This is a genomic window from Myxococcus sp. AM009 (assembly GCF_013372605.1).
GTDB lineage: Bacteria > Myxococcota > Myxococcia > Myxococcales > Myxococcaceae > Myxococcus > Myxococcus vastator.
Map to the genome: position 1 here is coordinate 36406 of NZ_JABXEP010000049.1, position 14727 is coordinate 51132.

The 14727-nt window shown below is 70.0% G+C and carries 9 protein-coding genes; 2 read left to right on the forward strand and 7 right to left on the reverse strand.

The genetic code is table 11. The features are described from left to right. Positions 1 to 49 precede the first annotated feature (49 nt). Positions 50 to 1852 carry a DUF4215 domain-containing protein gene (locus tag HV824_RS14680; protein WP_176423547.1) on the forward strand — a complete coding sequence of 601 codons (1803 nt, stop codon included), beginning with the start codon at positions 50 to 52 and terminating at the stop codon, positions 1850 to 1852. 94 nt (positions 1853 to 1946) lie between these two features. Here HV824_RS14680 and HV824_RS14685 read toward each other — a convergent pair whose 3' ends face one another. The 7 genes from HV824_RS14685 to HV824_RS14715 form a co-directional block, all read right to left on the reverse strand. Then, positions 1947 to 5414, reverse strand: coding sequence for a methylmalonyl-CoA mutase family protein (locus HV824_RS14685; RefSeq protein ID WP_176415948.1), 3468 nt, complete (start codon positions 5412 to 5414; stop codon positions 1947 to 1949). 76 nt (positions 5415 to 5490) lie between these two features. Continuing rightward, positions 5491 to 6474, reverse strand: coding sequence for a methylmalonyl Co-A mutase-associated GTPase MeaB (meaB, locus tag HV824_RS14690; protein WP_176415949.1), 984 nt, complete (start codon positions 6472 to 6474; stop codon positions 5491 to 5493). After that, complete coding sequence (gene scpA, locus HV824_RS14695; RefSeq protein ID WP_176423548.1) at positions 6471 to 8663, reverse strand: methylmalonyl-CoA mutase; 2193 nt, start codon at positions 8661 to 8663, stop codon at positions 6471 to 6473. Before scpA ends, meaB begins: the two co-directional genes overlap by 4 nt. Next, positions 8663 to 10552 carry a methylmalonyl-CoA mutase family protein gene (locus HV824_RS14700; RefSeq protein WP_176423549.1) on the reverse strand — a complete coding sequence of 630 codons (1890 nt, stop codon included), beginning with the start codon at positions 10550 to 10552 and terminating at the stop codon, positions 8663 to 8665. Before HV824_RS14700 ends, scpA begins: the two co-directional genes overlap by 1 nt. Before the next feature lie 80 nt (positions 10553 to 10632). Further along, positions 10633 to 11400 (reverse strand): RNase H family protein, encoded by a 768-nt coding sequence (locus HV824_RS14705; protein WP_176415952.1) that lies wholly within the window; start codon positions 11398 to 11400, stop codon positions 10633 to 10635. A gap of 55 nt (positions 11401 to 11455) precedes the next feature. After that, positions 11456 to 12097, reverse strand: a complete 642-nt coding sequence (locus tag HV824_RS14710) for a DsbA family protein (protein WP_176415953.1) — start codon at positions 12095 to 12097, stop codon at positions 11456 to 11458. A gap of 129 nt (positions 12098 to 12226) precedes the next feature. Further along, positions 12227 to 13312: a nitronate monooxygenase family protein gene (locus HV824_RS14715; RefSeq protein ID WP_176423550.1), complete on the reverse strand. Its 1086-nt coding sequence runs from the start codon at positions 13310 to 13312 to the stop codon at positions 12227 to 12229. A 194-nt stretch (positions 13313 to 13506) separates the two neighbouring features. On the opposite strand from HV824_RS14715, the gene HV824_RS14720 reads away from it, so the two are divergent. After that, on the forward strand, positions 13507 to 14727 hold a 1221-nt coding region (locus HV824_RS14720; protein WP_255208042.1), incomplete at its 3' end, for an ABC transporter permease.

Consider the following 14727-nt stretch of genomic DNA (forward strand, 5'->3'; position numbering starts at 1 on the left):
CAGCCGCTGTCATTGACATTCCGTATGGGCTGCTTTCACCATCGGTTCCATGGTGAACAGCGAGAGTCGATTGTCGGCCGCAAAGCGAATGCTTGCGGTCTTGGCCCTGGTCCTTTCGGCGTGTGGTGGAGACACGTCCCCGGAGCCAGACGGCGGTGCGACGCCGGATGCGTCCATCCCCGCCGATGCTGGCGAACAGCCGGAGGATGGAGGCGCTGACGTCGATGCTGGCGCCGAGCCGGATGCGGGTGCCCAGCCCGATTCCGGGTCGGAGGGTGATGCAGGGACAGAGCCCGATGCGGGCACGGAGCCTGACGCGGGCACCGAGCCCGATGCGGGCACCGAGCCTGATGCTGGCACCGAGTCCGACGCAGGGACGGAGCCTGACGCGGGCACCGAGCTTGATGCGGGCTCGCTCGTCTGTGGTGACGGCGTGGTGCTGGGCTCGGAGCTGTGTGACGACGGCAACGTCGAGAGCGGCGATGGCTGCTCTGCCACCTGCCAGGACATTGAACCCGGGTGGACCTGTCCGGTCGCGGGTGGGCCCTGTTCCGCGGCCATGTGTGGTGATGGCGTCACCGCTGGTGCCGAGGAGTGCGAGGACGGAAACATCATCAATGGTGATGGCTGCGACTCCACGTGCCGACTGGAAGATGGCTGGCACTGCCCCGCGGTAGGCGCGCTTTGCTCGCGCACCGTCTGTGGTGACTTTCAGGTCCAGGGCACCGAGCATTGTGATGACGGCAATCACGACTTTGGTGACGGCTGTCTGCCCGACTGCAGACGCGAGCCGCGTTGCAGCGACGGCAGCTGCGAGGACGTTTGTGGCGACGGGGTGATCCTGCCGGGCAGCACGGAGGAGTGCGACGACGGCAACCTCCGCGCGAATGATGGCTGTTCGCCGGAGTGCAAGCTCGAGCCGGGCTTCGCCTGTGTGAGCATCGAGGAGGAGCCGCCCCAGGAGATTTCCTTCCCCATCGTCTACCGGGACTTCCGAGGGTACGACCTGCCAGCCGGGGAGGGGCTGCCGCGTGGACACATCGACTTCCAGAACAAGAGTGGCGTGGAGCGGGGCATCGTCCAGAGCGCGCTCGGCGTGGACGGAAAGCCCGTCTACGCGAAGGAGGGGCAGAGCTCCGCGACGACCCACGGCCGGACTGCGTTCGACCAGTGGTACCGCGACGCCCATGGGGTGAACCGCGCAGTGGTCTCTTCAATGACTCTGGCGCACACGGGCAATGGCGCCTACCGGTTCGAAGACCCGACTTTCTTCCCGCTGGATGCGCTGGGCTGGGTGGCCGCGGGATTCGAGCCGACGCGCCCCGGTTCCGATTCGGCACCGCGCAACTTCCACTTCACCAGCGAGACGCGCTCCTGGTTCGAATACAAGGGCACGGAAGTACTGTCGTTCCGCGGCGACGATGACGTGTGGGTGTTCATCAACGGCCGCCTGGCCTTGGACCTGGGCGGCATCCATGGGGCGGAGGCGGGAGCCGTTACGCTCTCCGCTCGGGCCGAGGAGCTGGGGCTGGTGCCTGGCCGAAGCTATGAGGTCGCCCTCTTCCAGGCAGAGCGCCACACGACGGGCTCTTCCTATCAGCTCACGCTCAACAGCTTCGGCACGCGCCGGACGGAGTGCCGCTCGCTCTGTGGAAACGCAATCATTGACGAGGGCGAGGCGTGTGATGACGGCGTGAACGACGGGGTCTACGGCGGATGCACCCCTGGATGCATGCTGGCGCCCCGTTGCGGCGACTCCGTCGTCCAGTACATCGAGGGAGAGGAGTGCGACGACGGCAACACCACCAGCCGCGACGGCTGCAGCGCGACCTGCATGCTGGAGCTGGGCTGAGGCGTCGTGACATGAAAAAGGCCGAGGCGCGGCAAGCGCCTCGGCCCGTGAGTCTCATCGCCGCGTCCGCCCGGATGGGGGCGCGGCGTCAGGGCTACATGTTGCGCCGGTACTGCCCGCCCACCTCGTACAGCGCGCGGGAGAGCTGGCCGAGCGTGCAGACCTTACAGGCGTCCATCAGCGCGGCGAAGATGTTGCCGTTGTCCAGCGCCGCGCGGCGCACGGCCTCCAGGGCCTTGGGCGCCGTCGCCTCGTTCCGCTTCCAGAAGGCGTCGCGCGCGGTGATGGCGTAGTTCTTCTCCTCCGTCGTCGCGCGGATGACCTCGGGCGGCGTCACCGTCGGAGAGCCCTTGGGGTCCAGGAACGTGTTCACGCCGATGATGGGCAGCGTCCCGTCGTGCTTCAGCGTCTCGTAGTAGAGGGACTCTTCCTGAATCTTGGAGCGCTGGTACATGCGCTCCATGGCGCCCAGCACGCCGCCGCGCTCGGAGATGGCGCGGAACTCCGCCAGCACCGCCGCCTCCACCAGGTCGGTCAGCTCCTCGATGATGAACGCGCCCTGGCTGGGGTTTTCGTTCTTGGAGAGCCCGAACTCCTTGTTGATGACCAACTGGATGGCGAGCGCGCGGCGCACGCTCTCCTCGGTGGGCGTGGTGATGGCCTCGTCGTAGGCGTTGGTGTGCAACGAGTTGCAGTTGTCGTTGAGCGCGAGCAGTGCCTGCAGCGTGGTCCGGATGTCGTTGAATGCAATCTCCTGCGCGTGCAGGCTCCGGCCAGACGTCTGGATGTGGTACTTCAGCTTCTGCGAGCGGTCATTGCCGCCGTACTTGTCCCGGATGGCCTTGGCCCAGATGCGGCGCGCCACGCGGCCCAGCACGGCGTACTCCGGGTCCATCCCGTTCGAGAAGAAGAACGAGAGGTTGGGCGCGAAGTCGTCGATGTCCATGCCCCGCGACAGGTAGTACTCGACGAAGGTGAAGCCGTTGGCCAGGGTGAAGGCGAGCTGGGAGATGGGGTTCGCCCCGGCCTCCGCGATGTGGTAGCCCGAAATCGACACCGAGTAGAAGTTCCGCACCTTCTGGTCGATGAAGTACTGCTGGATGTCGCCCATCACCCGCAGGGCGAACTCGGTGGAGAAGATGCAGGTGTTCTGCGCCTGGTCCTCCTTCAGGATGTCCGCCTGCACGGTGCCGCGCACCGACTGGAGCGTCTTCGCGCGGATGCGCTCGTAGACGTCGCGCGGGAGCACCTCGTCGCCGGACACGCCGAGCAGCAGCAGGCCCAGCCCGTCGTTGCCCTGCGGCAGGTCCCCCTGGTAGCGGGGCCGTGGCAGGCCGCGCTCGCGGTAGAGGGCGTCCATCTTCTTTTCGACTTCGTCGACCTGGCCGTTCTCCCGGATCCACTTCTCGCACTGCTGGTCCACCGCGGCGTTGAGGAAGAACCCGAGCAGCATCGGCGCGGGGCCGTTGATGGTCATGGACACGGACGTGGACGGGTCCGCCAGGTCGAAGCCGGAGTAGAGCTTCTTCGCGTCGTCCACGTTGGCGATGGACACGCCCGAGTTGCCCACCTTGCCGTAGATGTCCGGCCGGTGGTCCGGGTCCTCGCCATACAGCGTCACCGAGTCAAAGGCCGTGGACAGGCGCTTGGCGGGCAGGCCGCGCGACACGTAGTGGAAGCGCTTGTTGGTGCGCTCCGGGCCGCCCTCGCCGGCGAACATGCGCGCGGGGTCCTCGCCCTCGCGCTTGAGCGGGAAGACGCCCGCGGTGAAGGGGAAGGCGCCCGGGGCGTTCTCCCGCAGCAGCCAGATGAGGATGTCACCCCAGTCCTCATAACGGGGGAGGGCGATCTTGGGGATGCGCAGGTGGGAGAGCGTCTCCGCGTACAAGTCCAGCTCGATGACCTTGTCGCGGACCTGGAACTGGTACTTGGACGCGGCGTAGCGGCGCTTCGTCGCGGGCCACTCAGCCAGCAGCCGGCGGCAGTCGGCGTGGAGCCGCGACTCCAAGTCCTTGTACAGCTCCACCAGCTCGCTCAGGTAGGCGGGCTCGCCCTCGACGTGCTCGGTGACCTGCACCGTGTCCGAGGGGTCCTTGGGCTCGACGATCTCCAGGCGCTTCCTGCCCACGTTGGTGCGCAGCGCCTCGATGGTGCCGTGGAGCTGGTACATGCGCCGGGCGATGGCGGCCTGGGCCTTCACGAAGCCGTCGTAGGACTCACAGGCCTCGACGATCTCCGCCAGGTAGCGCGTGCGCTCGGGCGGGATGATCCACTTCTTCTCGCTCATCCCCGGCGTGAGCTCGAAGCCGGACTTCAGCGGCGCGCCCGTCTTCGCGGAGAGGGTGTCCATGAGCGCCCGGTAGAGCTGGTTCATCCCCGGGTCGTTGAACTGCGAGGCGATGGTGCCGTACACGGGCACCGCGTCATCGGCGGTGGTGAAGGCGTTGTGGTTGCGCTTCCACTGCTTGCGCACGTCGCGCAGCGCGTCCAGCGAGCCGCGCTTGTCGAACTTGTTGATGGCGATGACGTCCGCGAAGTCGAGCATGTCGATCTTCTCGAGCTGCGTCGCCGCGCCGTACTCGGCCGTCATCACGTAGAGCGCCACGTCGGAGTGCTCGGTGATTTCGGTGTCGGACTGGCCGATGCCGGAGGTCTCCACCACGATGAGGTCGAAGCCGGCGGCCTTGCAGATTTCGATGGAGTCGCCGACGTGCTTGGACAGGGCGAGGTTGCTCTGGCGGGTGGCCATCGAGCGCATGTACACGCGCGGGTTGTCGATGGCGTTCATCCGGATGCGGTCACCCAGCAGCGCGCCGCCGGACTTGCGCTTGGACGGGTCCACGGAGAGCACGGCGAGCGTCTTGTCCGGGAAGTCCGTCAGGAAGCGGCGCACCAGCTCATCCACAAGGCTGGACTTGCCCGCGCCGCCGGTGCCGGTGATGCCCAGGATGGGCACGCGCGGCCCCTTCGCCTGGATGTGCGACATGGCCTCGCGCAGCTCCGCTCCCTTCGAGGCGAAGTTCTCCGCGATGGTGATGAGCGGGGCAATCCGGGACGGGTCGCGCGGCGACGGCGTGTCGAGCAGGGGCGCGAAGTCCTCTGGCCGCTTCTCGAAGTCACACTGGGAGATGAGGTCGTCAATCATCCCCTGCAGGCCCATGGCCCGGCCGTCGTCCGGCGAGTAGATGCGCGTGACGCCGTAGCGGTGGAGCTCTTCAATCTCCGAGGGGAGGATGGTGCCGCCGCCGCCGCCGAAGACCTTGATGTTGGCCTTCCGCTCGCGCAGCAGGTCAATCATGTACTTGAAGAACTCGACGTGACCGCCCTGGTAGGACGTGATGGCGATGCCCTGCACGTCCTCCTGGATGGCGCAGTCGACAATCTCAGCCACCGAGCGGTTGTGCCCCAGGTGGATGATCTCCGCGCCCGAGGCCTGCATGAGGCGGCGCATCACGTTGATGGCGGCGTCATGCCCGTCGAACAGGGAGGCGGCCGTCACGATGCGGACGTGGAAACGAGGCTTGTAGGGCTGGGGAACGGGGGTCTGCTGGACGTTTCGCACGGCGCGTACAGTAAGAGCGCCGTTTACGTCGAGGCAAGGGATTGGAGCGCGACTGACCGCTCCACGACGCGGGCCGTCAGGCCCTCGTTTCAGGCAGGAACGCGCCCAGCACCCGCAGTGCGGCCGACGTCGGTGTCGCGCGCCCTTCGCGCACGTCCGCCTCCAGCGTGGGCACCAGCGCGGACACTTCGGGGTGCGCACGCAGGGCCGCTCGGAGGCCGTCCTGCACCATGGTCCACATCCACTGCACCTGCTGCGCCTTGCGGCGGCGCTCCAGCGCGCCCGAGGCCACGCTCCGCCCGAGCTGCGCCTCGATGGAGGTCCACAGCTTCTCGACGCCGCTGCCCTCCAGGGCGCTGCAGGTGGTGATCTCCGGCTCGGCGCCCGGCCGCATCAGGTGCAACGCGGCGCGTAGCTCGGAGCGGGCCCTTTCGGCGCGGGGCTTGTTGTCGCCGTCCGCCTTGTTGATGGCGAGCATGTCCGCCACCTCGAGGATGCCGCGCTTGATGCCCTGCAGCTCGTCTCCGGCGCCCGCCAGCATGAGCACCAGGTAGAAGTCCACCAGGTCGGCCACCACCGTCTCCGACTGGCCCACGCCCACCGTCTCCACCAACACGACGTCGAAGCCCGCCGCCTCGCACAAGAGCAGCGTCTCGCGCGTCTTGCGCGCCACGCCGCCCAGGGTGCCGCTGGAGGGGCTGGGGCGGATGTACGCGGCCTCTTCCCGCGCCAGCCGCGCCATGCGCGTCTTGTCACCCAGGATGCTGCCGCCGGACACGGTGCTGGACGGGTCGATGGCCAGCACCGCCACGCGCTTCCCGGCGTTCACCAGGTGCATGCCCAGCGCGTCGATGAAGGTGCTCTTGCCCACGCCCGGCACGCCGCTGATGCCCACGCGCCGGCTGCCCCCCGTGGCGGGGAGCAGCCGCGTGAGGACCTCCTGGGCGAGCGCGGCGTGGCGTGGCAGCTCGCTCTCCACCAGGGTGATGGCGCGCGCGAGCATGGCACGGTCGCCCGCGCGCACGCCGTCCACATACGCGTCCGCGGGCAGCAGCTTCACGCCTCTTCCTCCAGCGACGCGGCCAGCTTGTCGAGCAGCTCGATGGCCGCCTTGGAGATGACCGTGCCGGGGCCGAAGATGGCCGCGGCGCCCGCGGCGCGCAGCGCGTCGTAGTCCTGCGCGGGGATGACGCCGCCCACGACGACCATGATGTCCTCGCGGCCCAGCGCCTTGAGGGCCTGCTTGAGCTGCGGCACCAGCGTCAGGTGCCCAGCGGCGAGCGAGCTGGCGCCCACGACGTGCACGTCGTTCTCCACGGCCTGCCGCGCGGACTCCTCGGGCGTCTGGAACAGGGGGCCGATGTCCACGTCGAAGCCCAGGTCCGCGAACGCGGTGGCGATGACCTTCTGGCCGCGGTCGTGCCCGTCCTGGCCCATCTTCGCGATGAGGATGCGCGGCCGACGGCCGAAGCGCGCGAGGAACGCGTCCGCCTTCGCGCGCGCTTCGATGATGCCCTGGGCGTCCTTGCCCGCCTCGCTGGAGTACACACCTGACACGCTGCGCACTGTGGCCTCGTAGCGCCCGAACACCTTTTCGAGCGCGTCGCTGATTTCGCCCACCGTCGCCTTGGCGCGGGCCGCGTCGATGGCCAGCGCCAGCAGGTTGCCGTCGCCGCGCCGGCCCGCCTCGGTGAGCGCGTCCAGCTTGCGGCGGACATCGTCCGCGTTGCGCTCGGCGCGCAGCTCGCGCAGGCGCGCGATCTGCGCCTCGCGCACCGCCGAGTTGTCCACCTTGAGAATCTCGATGGAGTCCTCGCGCTCGGGCGGGTACTTGTTCACGCCGATGATGGCCTGGCGGCCGGAGTCGATGCGCGCCTGGGTGCGGGCCGCGGCCTCCTCGATGCGCAGCTTGGGCAGCCCGGCCTCGATGGCCTTCGTCATGCCGCCCAGCGCCTCCACCTCCTGGATGTGGGCCCACGCCTTGCGCGCCAGCTCGTGCGTGAGGCGCTCCACGTAGTAGCTGCCGCCCCACGGGTCGATGACGCGCGTGGTGCCGCTCTCCAACTGGAGATAGAGCTGGGTGTTGCGGGCGATGCGCGCGCTGAAGTCCGTGGGCAGCGCGATGGCCTCGTCCAGCGAGTTGGTGTGCAGGCTCTGCGTGTGGCCCTGGGTGGCGGCCATGGCCTCCACGCAGGTGCGCACGACGTTGTTGAAGACGTCCTGCGCGGTGAGGCTCCAGCCGGACGTCTGGCTGTGGGTGCGCAGCGCCAGGCTCTTGTCCGTCTTCGGGGAGAAGCCCTTGATGAGCTTCGCCCAGAGCAGGCGGGCGGCGCGCATCTTGGCCACTTCCATGAAGAAGTTCATGCCAATGGCCCAGAAGAAGGACAGGCGCGGCGCGAAGGCGTCCACGCCCAGGCCCGCCGAGAGCCCGGCGCGCACGTACTCCACGCCGTCCGCCAGCGTGTAGCCCAGCTCCAGGTCCTGCGTCGCCCCGGCTTCCTGCATGTGGTAGCCGCTGATGCTGATGCTGTTGAAGCGCGGCATCTTCTCCGCAGTGAAGCGGAAGATGTCGCCGATGATGCGCATCGATGGGCCGGGCGGGTAGATGTACGTGTTGCGGACCATGAACTCCTTGAGGATGTCGTTCTGGATGGTCCCGCTGAGCTGCTCGGGCCGCACGCCCTGCTCCTCGGCGGCGACCACGTAGAGCGCCAGCACCGGGAGCACGGCCCCGTTCATCGTCATGGACACGCTCATCTGGTCGAGCGGGATCCGGTCGAACAGGATGCGCATGTCCTTGATGGAGTCGATGGCCACGCCCGCCATGCCCACGTCACCCGCCACGCGAGGATGGTCGCTGTCGTAGCCCCGGTGCGTCGCGAGGTCGAAGGCGATGGACAGGCCCTTCTGCCCCGCCGCGAGGTTGCGGCGGTAGAAGGCGTTGGAGGCCTCGGCCGTGGAGAAGCCGGCGTACTGCCGCACCGTCCACGGCTGCTGCACGTACATGGTGGAGTAGGGGCCGCGCACGAAGGGCGGCAGGCCCGGCAGCGAGCCCAGGTGCTCCACGCCCGCCAAATCCTCGCGCGTGTACACCGGCTTGACGGGGATGCCCTCGGGCGTGTCCCAGCGCTCGGCGCCGCGCGTGGCCTCGGCGGCCTGACGCAGTTGCTGGTCGCGCGCGGGCGCGGCGGAGTGCGTTTCGGGGGCGTCGAAGTCGATGCCCGAGAAGTCCGGTACGTGGGGGCGCATCAGGCCACTCCGAGCTGCTGGTGCAGTGAGGACAAGAGCGAGAACAAATCCGCTCCCGCGTAGAAGAAGGCGTCCACGCCCGCCGCGCGGAAGGCGGCCTCGTGGTCACTGGGACGGCCCGCCACCGCCACCGCGCGCGCGCCCTTCGCCTTCAGCGCCGCCGTCAGCGCGGGCACCCAGTCGGGATACAGCGCGTCCGGTCCGGAGATGACGGCCAGCGTCGCGCCCGACGCCGCGAAGCGGGCCGCCGCGTCGGCGACGTCCGCGAAGCCGTGCGCGTCCACCGGCTCGATACCCCCCGTGGCCAGGACGTTGGCCGTCCAGGTGGAGCGGGTGGTGTGCTCCGCCACCGTGCCCAGGCTGGCCAGGAAGGCCTTGGGGCGCGCACCGTGCGCGGCGAGGTGGCGGTCGCTCGCGTCGCGCAGCGTCTCGAAGGGCTCGGCGGCTCGCACCGGGCGCAGGGGCAGGGGGCCCGACGTGTCGGGCGCAGTGGACGCCGCGGCGCGGGACTGCCGCTGGACGGGCGCTTCGCCCAGGTGGGGAAACTCACTCACGCCGACAATGGGCAGGCGGCGGGTGCGCACGGCCTTGTCGCGCGCCGCGCGCGTCTCCGCGAGCACGCGGGTCACGTCGCCGCTCGTGAGCGCCTGAGCCATGCCGCCCAGCGCCTCGATGCGCCGCAGCTCGGCCCACGCCGCGCGGGCGATGTCCTGCGTGAGCTGCTCCAGGTAGTAGCTGCCGCCCGCGGGGTCGGCGACGCGGTTGAGGCTCGACTCGTCGCGCAGGATGAGCTGCGTGTTGCGCGCCAGCCGGCGGGCGGACGCGTCGGGCGTGCCCAGGGCTTCGTCAAAGGGCGAGGTGCTGACGCTGTCCGCACCACCGACGACGGCGGCGAAGGACTCCGCGGTGGCGCGGAGGATGTTCACCCACGGGTCCCGCTGCGTCTTCGTGGTGCTCGCGGTGCGCGCGTGCAGCGCCATGGCCTGGGCCTCCGGTGAGCCGCCACACGCCGCCACGGCCTTGGACCACAAGAGCCTCGCCGCGCGCAGCCGGGCAATCTCCGGGAAGAACTGTCCGCCAACAGACACCGCGAACTGGATGGAGCGCGCCGCGACGTCGGGGGAGACGCCCGCGCGCTCCAACCCGCGCAGGTACGCCACGCCCGTGGCGATGGCCCAGGCCAGCTCGTGTACCGACGTGGCGCCCGCGTCCGCGTAGGCCCGCGTGGACACGAGCAGCACCCGGAGGCCGGACGCGGCTTCACGCAGCGAGGTGACCAGCGGCGCGGCCTGGGACAGCGTCGCGTCCAGCCCCGCGGGCAGCGCGCCGGTGCGAGCCAGGACGCCGAGCGGATCCACGCCGAGGCTGCCCTTCAGCGCCGCGCGGGACACCCCCGCCTGCTCCGCGACGTGGAGCAGGTGCTGGGCGGAGGCGAGCGGGTCAGACCCGGGCTCCAGGTAGACGGGGGTCGTATCCAGCGGCGCATGGGCGAGCAGCCGCCGCAGCGCCTCTGCATCCGGTACGCGGACGCCGTGCGGGTCGCCCAGGTGGAGCCACACGCCCCAGCCGCCGCGCTCGAGGTCCGTGCGGATGGCCTCGGCGGCCTGTGACACGTCCGGCTCGCTGTACTCCTGGCACACCACCCATCCACCCTCGGTGAGGCCCAGGGCCTGGGTGCCGCGCACGTAGGGGGCCACGCCAGGCGGTTCGGGCGGCGAGGCAGCGGCGTCCTGCTGCGTGTACAGCGGCTGGAGCGACAGGCCGCCTTCCAGCTGCGATTGGAGCGCGGTGAAGGGCTTGCCCTTCAAATCCTTGTCCACGAGCCGGCGCCAGTCTTCCACCGACGGGGCCGGGAACTCCGAGGCGATATGGAGAGGCTCTTGAGCCATGCTGCGTCCTCGCGGGAGGGGAGTGGCCCCGACCCATAGGCGCAATGGACCGGCGGGGCAATGGGCTTGGAGGGGCTGCCTCAGTCTTCCGAAGGGACGTCCTGTCCCTTGAAGCCCCAGTCCTCCAGCACTTTGGCTTCATCCACTGCGTTCTTTGTCTTCTTGAAGCGGGCGCCGGACACCCCTTTTACCCGGCGCTCGCAGGCGGCCCAGGTGGCGTGGCGCTTCACGGCGCTGCCCACCTGGCTCAGGTAGGAGTACGCCTTGGCCGAGGCCTCGCGCTGCTCCTTGGGCTTCTCCGGTGGCAGGGACATGTCCTCCGGCAGCTCATGCACCGCCACGCCGTAGCCCTGGAGCGGGCCGGTGTAGAGCCGCGCGTCGCGCCCCTTCGAATAGGCCACGGCGATGGCGTCCACGCGCTCGTTGCCGGGGACGCCCACGTGGCCCCGGATGTAGAACCACGCCACGGCGGCGGCCTCGGCGGCGTGGTGCTCCTTGCGCTGCGCCAGGAGCGCCATCAGCCGCTTCCAATAGACGGCGTTGGCGACCTCGCCGCCCTCCGCCGTCTTCCACCCGCGCCGGCTCCAGCCGAACGCCCATTTGGTGGCGCCCTGAATCACATACGTGGAGTCCGTGTGGACGTGGATGGGGCCCGGCGTGCGCTCCAGGTGGCGCAGGGCCTTGCCCACGGCCGTCAGCTCCATCCGGTTGTTGGTGGTCTCCGGCTCGTGGCCGCCCAGCTCCGTCACCAGTCCGTCGGGCGTGACGATGAGGCTCCCCCAACCACCCGGGCCGGGGTTTCCTGAACAGGCGCCATCAGCGAAGACAAGGGTCGGGCGGTGCTCCATGTCGGCACCCTATTCGGCGCGAAGTGCCGCCGCCAGGACAGCGGTGGCCGCGCGCTCAGTGCATGGCACTCGGGGAGGGGCCCGGCCGGACGCGCGCGAAGGCGGCGCGAACGGCTTCTTCCGGCTGGGCGCCGTTCAGCAGCAGCACGGGCCCCTTGCCCGCGAGCCGCATGGCCGGGACGCCGCGGATGCCCAGTCGTTGGGCCTCCTCCTCGTCCGCGAGCACGCGCGCGGTGTACCGGCTCGCCTCCAGTGCGCGGGTCATGGACTCGCGGTCCAGGCCCACGTCCTCCGCCAGGTCCCCCAGCACGCCCAGGTCTCCGATGTCCCGGCCGTCCTTGAAGAAGGCGCGGAAGAGGGCCTCATGGAACGCGGAGAAGGACCCGGTGTCCTTGGCGAACTCCGCGGCTTCGAGCGCCAGCCGGCTCCTCGGCTGAAGCGGCGGCGGCTGCATCTTCAAGCCCCGCTGCTCGGCCATCGGGTAGACGGCGCGGGGCCAGGCCGACCGCGGCAGCTCGCTCATCGGGGCGAGGGGGCGCACGGACGCCGGGCGCAGCTCGAACGCGCGCCAGTGGATGTCGAGCGCCGCGCCCAGCCGGGCGTGCAGTTGCTCGAGGACGGGGAGCTCGAGGTAGCAGAAGGGGCAGACGTAATCGCTCCAGACGTCGAGGCGGACCGGCGTGTCCGATGGGGCCATGGGCGAGGCTCCTTGCGGTCCCCGGCAAGGGACATCCCCTGATGCTGGCCATCCTCGTGCGGGCACGGGAGCCGGTGACGCCAGCCCTCCCGGACTCCGGCCGGGCGTGCGGGCCCGATGCCGCGTGGCTCAGTGCGTGGCAGAGAGGGGCGCGAGTTCCTTGATGAGGGACGCCATCAACGCGGGCACGGTCCGGTGCCGAAGGTTGGGCGTGGCCTGGCCTGCCCAGAGCGACACGAGGTCCGTGCGGCCCGTCTTGACCGCCGCGGGCTTGAGCTTCGACAGGAACCAGCTCTGGATGGGGAAGGGCGCGAGCGCCTCCTGCTGAGCGGCCAGCTCGTCTGTCCAGCGATTGCGCATGCCTCGCGCCAGCCGGCCCGTGAAGGCCCGCGTCAAGGTGGTGTGCTTCGCGCGGTCGCTGAAGAGCAGCTCGCGGTGGGTGTCCGTCGCTCCCGACTCCTCACAGGCGAGGAACGCCGTCCCCAGTTGCGCGGCCTGGGCCCCCAGCGTGAGCGCGGCGCGGAGGCCTCGGCCATCCGCGATGCCACCCGCCGCGATGACGGGCGCCTTCACCCGGTCGGCCACGAGCGGCGTGAGGGCCAGCGTTCCCATCAGCGAGTCCTCGGCGCGCGCGAGGAAGGAAGGACGGTGGCCGCCGGCCTCGAAGCCCGTCGCCACGATGAGGTCGACACCGGCCCCGTCCAGGGCCTCGGCTTCGGCCAGCGTGGTGGCCGCGCCAGAGGTGAGGATGCCTCTGCGCCGGCACTCCGCCAGGATGGAGGCAGAGGGCACGCCGAACACGAAGCTGAAGACAGGCGGCCGTGCTTCGAGCAGCGCCTCCACCTGGTCCTCGAAGCGATGGTGAAAGCGCTCGGGCATGGCCGGCTTCTCCACGCCGAGCTCGCGGTAGTACGGCTCGAAGAGGCGGTACACGCGGTCGAACGCCTCCGGGCTGAGCGCGTCCCCGCCCGCGTCATGGTCGGAGACCCAGAGGTTGAGCGCGAAGGGCTTGTCCGTCAGCGCCCGAATCCGGTCCGCCACGCGGCCGAGCTCCTCCGGGGGGAGCTGATAGGCCCCATAGGAGCCCAGCCCTCCGAGGTTCGACACCGCCGCCGCGAGGCGCTCGGTGGAGAGCCCGCCTCCAAAGGGGCCCTGGATGATGGGGTGGTGGATGCCCAGCTTCTGGAGGGCTTCGTTCGGTCGGTGCGTGCTCATCGCGGCTCCTTGGGTCGGCAATGGCGGAGGGATAACCGCGGGCGCGGGGCACGGTGGGAGAAACGACACGTGGAAGCGCGCGGGATGTCCGGATACGGGACTCCGATTCCCACGCACGCGCAACCGGACTTCTCACTTCGTCCAGAGGGCCTGTACGCCGGGGGTGGCACGCGGCATGCTCAGGCGTCCTGGACATGACGATGACCCTGGGCCAGGACCTCCGCTTCGCGCTGCGTCGGCTTCGTGGCAGTCCCACCTTCACGCTGGTCGCGGTGGTCACGCTCGCGCTTGGGATTGGCGCCAACGTCTCCATCTTCAGCGTGGTGAATGCCGTGCTGCTGCGTCCGCTGCCCATGCACGACGACGCGAGCCTGGTGCACGTGTACAGCCAGCGGAAGCAGGGGCCGGGGCCCACCTCCGTGCTGGACTTCATGGACCTGCGGGAGCAGAGCCGCACGTTGGACGGCTTGTCCGCGGTGTCGTCCGTGACGCTGACGCTGGCGGCGGACAGCGCGGACACCTCGCCGGAGAAGGTGCAGGCGGGGATGGTGACGGGCGACTTCTTCCCGCTGCTGGGCGCGCGCGTGGAAATGGGACGCGCGCTTCATCCCGATGACGTCCAGCCCGGCGCGCCGAAGGTGGCGGTGCTCTCCCATGCGCTGTGGCAGCGGCGCTTCGGTAGGAGCGCCGCCGTGCTGGGGCGCTCGGTGGACCTGGGCACTCCCGAGCCGTGGACGGTGGTGGGGGTGATGGCGCCTGGCTTCGACTTCCCCTCCCGTTCTGAGCTGTGGCTCCCGCTGCGCTGGGAAGAGGGCATGACGAAGCCCGAGGGGCGCGGGGCGCACTGGCTGGAGGTGTACGGCCGGCTGGGCCCAGACGTGGAGCTGGCGTCCGCGCGCACCGAACTCTCCGCCATCGCCCACCGTCTGGCGGAGCAGTACCCCCAGACGAACGAAGACAAGGACGCGCGCGTGGAGCCGCTGCGCGACATGCTGGTGGGCAACGTCCGTCCATCGCTCTTGTTGATGCTGGGCGCGGTGGGGTTGGTGTTGCTCATCGCGTGCGCGAACCTCACGCACCTCCTCCTGGCGCGCGCGGCCTCGCGTGAGGGGGAGGTCTCCGTGCGCATCGCCCTGGGCGCGAGCCGTGGCCGCATCGCGCGCGAGCTGTTGGTGGAGTGCGGCGTGCTCGCCGGCCTGGGCACGGCCGTGGGGTTGCTGGTGGCGATGTGGGCATTGGATGCGCTGGCCACGTGGGGGCCTCGGGACATTCCCCGCATCGACGAGGTGTCGTTGGATGGCCCCGTGCTGGCCTTCACCGCGGGACTGGCCGTGCTGACCACGCTGCTGTTCGGACTGGTGCCCGCGCTCCAGGCGGGGCGGCTGGACCTGGTTCATGGGCTGAAGCGGGTGGTG

Excerpts from the sequence above, each read along its gene's own strand:
- HV824_RS14680 (WP_176423547.1), top strand. The coding sequence starts at position 50 with ATGGTGAACAGCGAGAGTCGATTGTCGGCCGCAAAGCGAATGCTTGCG.
- scpA (WP_176423548.1), bottom strand. The coding sequence starts at position 8,663 with ATGCGCCCCCACGTACCGGACTTCTCGGGCATCGACTTCGACGCCCCC.
- HV824_RS14700 (WP_176423549.1), bottom strand. The coding sequence starts at position 10,552 with ATGGCTCAAGAGCCTCTCCATATCGCCTCGGAGTTCCCGGCCCCGTCG.
- HV824_RS14705 (WP_176415952.1), bottom strand. The coding sequence starts at position 11,400 with ATGGAGCACCGCCCGACCCTTGTCTTCGCTGATGGCGCCTGTTCAGGA.
- HV824_RS14710 (WP_176415953.1), bottom strand. The coding sequence starts at position 12,097 with ATGGCCCCATCGGACACGCCGGTCCGCCTCGACGTCTGGAGCGATTAC.
- HV824_RS14715 (WP_176423550.1), bottom strand. The coding sequence starts at position 13,312 with ATGAGCACGCACCGACCGAACGAAGCCCTCCAGAAGCTGGGCATCCAC.